Origin of the sequence: Avibacterium endocarditidis (genome assembly GCF_002921145.1) — a bacterium.
Taxonomy (GTDB): domain Bacteria; phylum Pseudomonadota; class Gammaproteobacteria; order Enterobacterales; family Pasteurellaceae; genus Avibacterium; species Avibacterium endocarditidis.
This window is the reverse complement of sequence record NZ_PQVI01000082.1, coordinates 1-7,434: the sequence shown is the minus strand read 5'-3', so window position 1 is coordinate 7,434 and position 7,434 is coordinate 1. Positions and strand designations below refer to the sequence as shown.

Sequence of the window (7,434 nt, the reverse complement as noted above, 5' to 3'; positions counted from 1 at the left end):
GAGCAATAACAGCACTGGCAAATCAGCAGACACCGCCCATTCAATCATTTGTTGGTCTAAATCTTTTAAAGGGTGGCGAATATCCATTAAAATCACCACACCGCCTAAACATTCACGTTTTTGCAAATATTCGCCCAAGGCTTTCTGCCATTGGATTTTCATTTGCTCAGGCACGGCAGCATAGCCATAGCCCGGTAAATCCACCAATTTATAGAACGGTTCCACTTCAAACACATTAATTAATTGCGTCCGCCCTGGGGTTTTGGACGTGCGGGCAAGGTTTTTCTGGTTAGTTAAGGCATTAAGCGCGGTGGATTTCCCAGCGTTAGAACGTCCTGCAAAGGCAATTTCCATACCGCTATCTTCAGGCAACACGCGAATATTCGGTGCGCTCATCAGAAAATGGGTTTTGTGATAATTCAGTTTAATTTCGTTGCTCATTTTATCTATCTTTTTACTAGTTCAGCCAATAAGGGAATGCCTAGGATACCCTAAAATCACAAAGTGCGGTAAAAAATCTCGAAATTTTCCGCTGCACTTTTGTGATTATTTTCATTTCAGACTATCAGTTTTTCTTCATCAAAGTCCTCCTCTTTAGCAAAGAGGGGTTAGGTTAGGGGAGATTTGTCTGTTGCTCAAACAATTCTTTCCAAGCAACAAATAGAAAAATCAAAATGGCGGACACATAGGTCCGCCACTACAGGCAAAAACCAATTATTCGCAGTGTTGTTTATATAGAGCCATAATCACTTCTCGTACAACATTGAGTTGGGGTTCGGGGAGAAGAAAGTGGCTGAAAAAGCTTTGTCTTGTTGAGTGGTGATGTTTTCCCAGCGAAATTCTTCGGGCGTGCCAATGCGTCTAAGTTCCGCGGCTTGCAATTTTTGTAGCTTGTTCGGCGGTACGAGTTCACTTAAATCTACATTTAAAACAATCGCAAGCGTCTTTAACTTATCTAATCTTGGGATCATTTTACCGTTCAGCCATTGCGAAGCCGCCTGTGGTGTAATGTCTTGCCCTTCATATTTTAAATTAAAGATCGTTTCTAACACTGAAGGCTTTGGTGGATAGCCTTTTCTTGTCATAGCTTGCCTTAAATTAGCGGCGAATTTTTCTTTTTCATTCATAGCGTGGCAAAGCTATCACGCAGTGATTTTGATAATGAAAGTTATATTGTTAAAACTTTAAAAAAGATCAATAATACTTTCAGTTTTAAAGTCTAATCTCAAATTTTAAAGTGTCTAACGAAAAACAAATAGTTTCAAAAAAACGTGTGGCGGATCACGGGGAAGTTTATACCCGAGAGCGTGAAGTGAACGCAATGTTGGATTTAGTCGCGATACAGACCCAATCACTTTCTGCCACTTTTTTAGAACCTGCGTGCGGAACGGGCAATTTTTTGATCGAAATTTTGCGCCGAAAGTTGGCGGTGGCGGCAGAAAATTATCTAGATAAAAGTAAGCGAAAAAAACACGTTAAATCGCCAAGCCAGCTTTCCTATGAGCGAGATTTAATCCTTGCGGTAAGCAGTCTTTACGGTATTGAGCTGTTGGAAGATAACGTAAAAGCCTGCCGCAAACGGCTGTTTGATTTTGCTGCGCAAGAATACGCGCGGCTGTTTCCGCACAGCCAAAAAACCGAATGTCTTGATGCCATTGATTGCCTGTTGCATTTCAACATTGTGTTGGGCGATGCGTTAAAAATGGAAGTGAAATACCCGCGCGAGCATTCCCTCATTCCGAATTTAAGTGGTGCGGAAGAAGAGCGGGCGAAAAAAGCGATTATTTTTTCTCAGTGGAGTTTTATTAACGAGAGAAAAATCAAGCGCGTGCCGTTTATCTACTCAGGCTTGGTTGGGGAAGAATACACCATCACGCCAAATGCCTAATCAAAGGCTGAGAACCCCATTTTCCAGATTTGCAGGAACGGCTCAACCATATTTTTACCAAGCAATTATTCGGCATTGGCATCACCACGCTCACAGCGCAACTTAGCCGCCGCAGCCTGTATTGCAGCCGTGAAGCGAATGGCGAATATTCTGTCTGCACCGCCTTTGATGATGAAAATGGTCATATTTTTTACCGCACTTTAGCCCACAAATGGGAAAAGGAACGTTGTACGGAATGCGGTGCATCGCAAAAAGAATTTGATCGTGGTGATGAACTTGAAACTCACGCCTACCATTTTATCCATTCTTACAGCCCATTTTTTGAACGATATAAAGAGATGAAATTTGACGTTATTATTGGCAATCCGCCTTATCAATTAAGAGATAGTGGTGCACAATCCAGTGCTAGCCCGATTTATCAACACTTTGTGGAACAAGCGAAAAAATTGCAACCTGAATATTTGGTGATGATTATCCCTGCCCGTTGGTATGCAGGCGGCAAAGGGCTTGATGAGTTCCGTTCCACAATGTTGCAAGATTCGCAAATTCGCCAGTTGCACGATTTCTCTAATTCGCAGGATTGTTTTGCTGGTGTAGAAGTTTTAAAGGAGAGTATTTCCAGATAGATAAAAATCATAATGGAGAATGTGAGGTCTTTAATTATCAGAATGGAGAGCTTATTTCAAATATCAAGCGTCTCTTTCAAGAGAAAGGATTAGATGCATTTATTCGTTATCATTCTGCAATATCTATTTTGAAAAATCTCAATTTCATAATTCGATCAAAATTTATTCTAATCAGAAAGTTGGTTATATTGAGTGTAATATAATTTCAAAAAATATTGATCTAATTGCCGAGTAAAAGTTTAAGGGGCTGACGTAGATTAGCTAGTATGCTAACCTACAAAAATGAAGATAACTCATGTAAATTAAAGAAGTCTATACAGAAAAAGCTACTTGAATTTTTTGTATTAGAAGTAAACAGCTCGGATCAGCCGCAGATTTACTCGGTATTCAGCCCAATTCAGCCATCCTGTTTCACCGCAAAATCCGTGAGGTCATCAGCTATTATTTAGCACTTGAAGCGGATGAAGTATTTGACGGACAAATTGAGTTGGATGAAAGCTATTTCGGTGGACATCGTAAAGGAAAACGAGGTCGTGGAGCTGCAGGAAAAGTCGCTGTTTTTGGGATATTGAAACGGCAAGGAAAAGTGTTTACTATTGTCGTAGATGATACCAAATCAAAAACGTTACTGCCTGTTATAACAAGGAAAATTAAGCCTGATAGTTGGGTTTATACAGATACGTATCGTAGTTATGATGCCCTTGATGTAAGCGAATTTCACCACGAACGAATTAACCATTCGGAGCTGTTTGCAGTGAAACAAAATCACATCAACGGCATTGAAAATTTTTGGAGTCAAGCCAAGAGGATACTCCGAAAATATAATGGAATTGACCGAAAAAGTTTTCCATTATTTTTGAAAGAATGTGAATTTCGATTTAACTTTGGGACACCAAAAGAGCAGCTAAAAACATTGCGAAAATGGTGTGAAATTTAGGGCTAATCTACGTCAGCCCCAAGTTTAAAGTTAACGGATAAAAAATAGCAGGAAAAATCCTGCTATTTCACTATTTCTTTACTCACCTTTTAAACGATACTGCACTAAATCTTCAATCGTCATCACGGGATAATCAAATTCTTTCGCGAATTTAATGATTTCAGGGGTGCGTGCCATTGTGCCGTCATCGTTGGTGATTTCACAGATTACCGCCGCAGGTTTGTAGCCTGCAAGCACGGCAAGATCGACGGAGGCTTCGGTGTGTCCACGGCGTTTTAATACGCCACCCTCTGCTGCTCTTAAGGGGAAGATATGCCCTGGGCGGTGTAAATCTTGCGGTTTTGCATTATCTGCGACGGCTGCTCTAATGGTGGTTACACGATCTGCTGCGGAAACGCCTGTGGATACGCCTTCTGCGGCTTCAATAGTTACGGTAAATGCCGTTTTATTGACGCTCGTATTATTTTGTACCATTGGCGGCAAATCAAGCTGTTGGCAAATTTCATCGCTTAAACATAAACAAACAATGCCGCTGCCGTAACGAATAAGTTTTGCCATTTGTGCAGGTTCAATGGTTTGCGCTGGGAAAATTAAATCCCCTTCATTTTCGCGATCTTCATCGTCTAAAACGAGTACGCCATTACCTTGTTTGAAAGCTTCAATGGCTTTTTCAACACGCTCTTGTGGCGTGCCAAATGCGGATAAAATTGACTGATTCATAGTAAAAAACCTGTTAAAAAATTAATGGATACTTGAATCAGGGCTGATGAGGAAAGGCTTTTCATTAGATAAGAAAATCCAATAACAAAGGCAGATTTTACCTAAGGCAAATCTGTTTATTCTCTTTCATCCAGACTTTAACTGTCGGCTTTGGATTTTCACCAAATCTGCTGACTTTACTTTTGCAAGTAAACGCTCGTGGGCTTATGCGTGCGCACTTACCACCGGTAGGGAATTTCGCCCTGCCCTGAGAATGCTTGCATAGTATAACGCAATCTAAATAGAGAAAAAATGTTTTTCTTTGCGCCGATATTGCATACAATATGCCACATTGATGCAATAATGTGAGGTCTTTATGCTAAATCCACAAAAAATAGAGCAAATTATACAACAAGTGCAAAATTCTTTACCGCAAGGAATGAAAGAGCTTGGTAAAGATGCTGAAGCAAAATTTAAGCAAGTTTTGCAAGCTCAATTGGCCAAATTAGATGTTGTAACCCGTGAAGAGTTTGATGTGCAAACTCAAGTTTTAATGCGTACTCGTGAGAAACTGAACGAGTTAGAAAAGCGTGTCGATGCCCTGTTGCAAGCGCAAAATCAAGGGCAAGAAACGCGCTAAAATCTCACCGCCCTTTGCTTATTAAACGAAAAGTGCGGTCTTTTTTCTGAATAAATTTGTGGCAATATAAGGAATTTCAAGATGTCCGCTTTCGCCTATCTACAACAAAAACGTAAGCAGTTAAATTTAAAAGTGAATGAGGTTTGCGAACAAGCCAATATTACCCGTGCTTATTTTAATCAGCTGGTGAGTGGTAAAATTAAAAATCCAAGTGCAACAAAGTTATCTGCTTTACATAAAGTGCTACAAATCACTGATCTACAAGATAAAAAAGTGGGGGTGATTTTTGGCAAGTTTTACCCTGTGCATACTGGGCATATCAATATGATTTATGAAGCGTTCAGTAAGGTAGATGAAGTCCACGTTGTGGTGTGTAGCGATACAGAGCGCGATCTGAAATTATTTTATGATAGCAAAATGAAGCGTATGCCAACAGTGCAAGATCGCCTGCGTTGGATGCAACAAATTTTTAAATATCAGAAAAATCAAATTTTCATTCATCATTTAGTGGAAGACGGCTTGCCGAGCTATCCAAACGGCTGGCCTGCGTGGGCAGAACGGGTTAAACAGCTTTTTGAAGAAAAGCAGGTGAATCCTAGCGTGGTATTTAGTAGCGAACCGCAAGACAAAGCACCTTACGAAAAATATTTGAATTTACAGGTGGAATTGGTTGATCCGCAGCGTCAATTCTTTAACGTTTCCGCCACTAAAATTCGTAATACGCCTTTCCATTATTGGAAATTTATCCCGAAAGAAGTGCGTCCGTTTTTCGCCAAAACTATTGCCATTTTAGGCGGCGAAAGCAGCGGAAAAACCGTGTTAGTGAATAAACTTGCCACCGTATTCAACACCACGTCAGCCTGGGAATATGGACGTGAGTTTGTGTTTGAAAAATTAGGGGGTGATGAGCAAGCGATGCAATATTCTGATTACCCACAAATGGCGCTGGGTCATCAACGTTATATTGATTACGCCGTGCGCCACGCCCATAAAGTCGCGATTGTGGATACAGACTTCATCACCACGCAAGCATTTTGTATTCAATATGAAGGCAAAGCGCACCCGTTTTTGGATTCAATGATCAAAGAATATCCTTTCGATATTACGATTTTATTGAACAACAACACTAAATGGGTGGATGATGGCTTGCGCAGCCTTGGTAGTCACAAACAGCGCCAACGCTTCCAACAATTATTGAAAAAATTATTGGATAAATATAACGTACCTTATATTGAAATTGAATCACCAAGCTATTTAGAGCGTTATAATAAGGTGAAATCCATTGTAGAAAAAATTCTCAATGAAGAAGAGCTTCCCGAACTAAACAACGATAAATCCATTTTTGAGGAATAACAGCCCCTATGATCTTATTTGCAGGCGACCCACACGGAAGATACGAGCATCTTTACCCTTTTGTGCAAGAGCAAGAGGGTATCGCCCTTGTCATACTCGGGGATTTACAACTCACCACCACCGAAGAATTGGATAAATTGGCGCAATATTGCGACCTCTGGTTTATTCACGGCAACCACGACAGCAAAACCGTTGCCGCCTTTGAAGCCATTTGGGGAACAGAATGGAAAAGCCGAAACCTACACGGACGCGTACAAACTATTCAAGGCAAACGCATTGCCGGATTAGGCGGCGTATTCCGTGGACAAATTTGGATGCCGCCCAATAAACCTGTTTTTTTCGACCCTATTCATTATTGCCAATATTGTCCACAAGAGAAAATTTGGCACGGTGGTTTGCCATTGCGCCACCGAGCCTCGATTTTTCCTTCTGACTTTGAACAACTAGAAAATCTGCAAGCGGATATTCTCATCTCCCACGAAGCACCAAGCCCCCACCCTCTTGGCTTTGCCGTGTTCAACAAACTGGCGAAAAAAATGGGCGCAACGCACATTTTCCACGGCCACCACCACGAAAATTTTGATTATTCCCAGATTAACCGTGATCCCAAACTCAAAATCACCAACGTAGGCTTCCGCAGCCTATGCGATGAACAAGGGAATTATTTACTAAAAAATATTGATGATAGAAAATAATTTTTCTTGTTTTCTTTTTCAGACCAAATATAAAGTGCGGTTAGAAATTCTATAAAATTTCAGGCTATCCTAAATTCTTTGAAAGTTTCTGCAACAACCGATCCATCGCCCGATAGGAAAGTGCTTCTGCCAAATGAGGGCGTTGGATTTGCTTTTCATTATTTAGATCTGCAATGGTGCGAGCCACTTTTAAAATACGGTGATAAGCACGCACAGAAAGCCCTAATTGAGTGAGCGTATTTTCAAGGAAAATACCGTCTTGCGAGCTAATTTTACAATCTCGCTCAATTTCTTTACTACTTAAATGTGCGTTGATTTTTCCAGCGCGTGTAAATTGAATTTCACGAACTTTAATAATTTTCGACCGCACTCGCTCACTGGTTTCCCCTTTATTTTCAATATGTTGCAATGTACCTTTAGGCAAAAGGGGAACTTCAATGGATAAATCAAAGCGATCTAAAAATGGCCCTGAAAGACGATTCAAATAGCGCATCACCTGTTGCGGTGAAGTGCGATTATGCACGCCAGTGTAATGCCCAGTAGGGCTTGGGTTCATTGCTGCAATCAGTTGAAATTTCGCTGGAAAACAGATTTTC

General features: G+C 40.8%; 9 protein-coding genes, 1 pseudogene and 1 riboswitch. Of the genes and pseudogenes, 6 read left to right on the top strand and 4 right to left on the bottom strand.

The genetic code is table 11. The annotated features are described in order from the left end of the window. Both yihA and C3Z13_RS06490 read right to left on the bottom strand, forming a co-directional pair. Positions 1-441, bottom strand: a 441-nt coding sequence (yihA, locus tag C3Z13_RS06495) for a ribosome biogenesis GTP-binding protein YihA/YsxC (RefSeq protein ID WP_103855387.1), incomplete at its 3' end; no start/stop codon positions are given. Positions 442-746: 305 nt separating this feature from the next. After that, entirely contained in the window at positions 747-1,085 is a 339-nt protein-coding gene (locus C3Z13_RS06490) for a helix-turn-helix domain-containing protein (RefSeq protein WP_181022023.1), read from the bottom strand. Between the two features lie 188 nt (positions 1,086-1,273). Here C3Z13_RS06490 and C3Z13_RS06485 point away from each other — a divergent pair, with 188 nt between their 5' ends. From C3Z13_RS06485 to C3Z13_RS06475, 3 genes and pseudogenes are all read left to right on the top strand, one after another. Next, a complete protein-coding gene (locus tag C3Z13_RS06485; protein WP_245872579.1) occupies positions 1,274-1,888 on the top strand; it encodes a DNA methyltransferase family protein in 615 nt (204 codons plus the stop codon). A 29-nt stretch (positions 1,889-1,917) separates the two neighbouring features. Next, positions 1,918-2,514, top strand: coding sequence for an Eco57I restriction-modification methylase domain-containing protein (locus tag C3Z13_RS06480; protein ID WP_219827894.1), 597 nt, complete (start codon positions 1,918-1,920; stop codon positions 2,512-2,514). 266 nt (positions 2,515-2,780) lie between these two features. Continuing rightward, positions 2,781-3,451 (top strand): annotated as a pseudogene (locus tag C3Z13_RS06475) (IS1595 family transposase). A 78-nt stretch (positions 3,452-3,529) separates the two neighbouring features. Here the strand turns inward: C3Z13_RS06475 and ribB are convergent. Continuing rightward, complete coding sequence (gene ribB, locus C3Z13_RS06470) at positions 3,530-4,171, bottom strand: 3,4-dihydroxy-2-butanone-4-phosphate synthase (RefSeq protein ID WP_103855385.1); 642 nt, start codon at positions 4,169-4,171, stop codon at positions 3,530-3,532. Positions 4,172-4,285: 114 nt separating this feature from the next. Next, a riboswitch (FMN riboswitch) is annotated at positions 4,286-4,430 on the bottom strand. 96 nt (positions 4,431-4,526) lie between these two features. Here ribB and ubiK point away from each other — a divergent pair. The 3 genes from ubiK (at position 4,527) to C3Z13_RS06455 (ending at position 6,838) form a co-directional block, all read left to right on the top strand. Continuing rightward, the gene (gene ubiK, locus C3Z13_RS06465) at positions 4,527-4,790 is read left to right on the top strand and encodes a ubiquinone biosynthesis accessory factor UbiK (protein ID WP_103855384.1); all 264 of its coding nucleotides are present in this window, start codon (positions 4,527-4,529) and stop codon (positions 4,788-4,790) included. Between the two features lie 81 nt (positions 4,791-4,871). Continuing rightward, positions 4,872-6,143, top strand: a complete 1,272-nt coding sequence (nadR, locus tag C3Z13_RS06460; RefSeq protein ID WP_103854511.1) for a multifunctional transcriptional regulator/nicotinamide-nucleotide adenylyltransferase/ribosylnicotinamide kinase NadR — start codon at positions 4,872-4,874, stop codon at positions 6,141-6,143. Positions 6,144-6,151: 8 nt separating this feature from the next. Further along, positions 6,152-6,838 carry a metallophosphoesterase family protein gene (locus C3Z13_RS06455; protein ID WP_103855383.1) on the top strand — a complete coding sequence of 229 codons (687 nt, stop codon included), beginning with the start codon at positions 6,152-6,154 and terminating at the stop codon, positions 6,836-6,838. 64 nt (positions 6,839-6,902) lie between these two features. Here C3Z13_RS06455 and C3Z13_RS06450 read toward each other — a convergent pair. Next, positions 6,903-7,434: magnesium chelatase subunit ChlI family protein (locus C3Z13_RS06450; protein WP_181022022.1), on the bottom strand; the 532-nt coding region annotated here is incomplete at its 5' end.

What these genes read in the sequence shown, in the direction of transcription:
- C3Z13_RS06490 (WP_181022023.1), bottom strand. Translation starts at nt 1,085, where the DNA reads ATGACAAGAAAAGGCTATCCACCAAAGCCTTCAGTGTTAGAAACGATC.
- ribB (WP_103855385.1), bottom strand. Translation starts at nt 4,171, where the DNA reads ATGAATCAGTCAATTTTATCCGCATTTGGCACGCCACAAGAGCGTGTT.
- ubiK (WP_103855384.1), top strand. Translation starts at nt 4,527, where the DNA reads ATGCTAAATCCACAAAAAATAGAGCAAATTATACAACAAGTGCAAAAT.
- nadR (WP_103854511.1), top strand. Translation starts at nt 4,872, where the DNA reads ATGTCCGCTTTCGCCTATCTACAACAAAAACGTAAGCAGTTAAATTTA.
- C3Z13_RS06455 (WP_103855383.1), top strand. Translation starts at nt 6,152, where the DNA reads ATGATCTTATTTGCAGGCGACCCACACGGAAGATACGAGCATCTTTAC.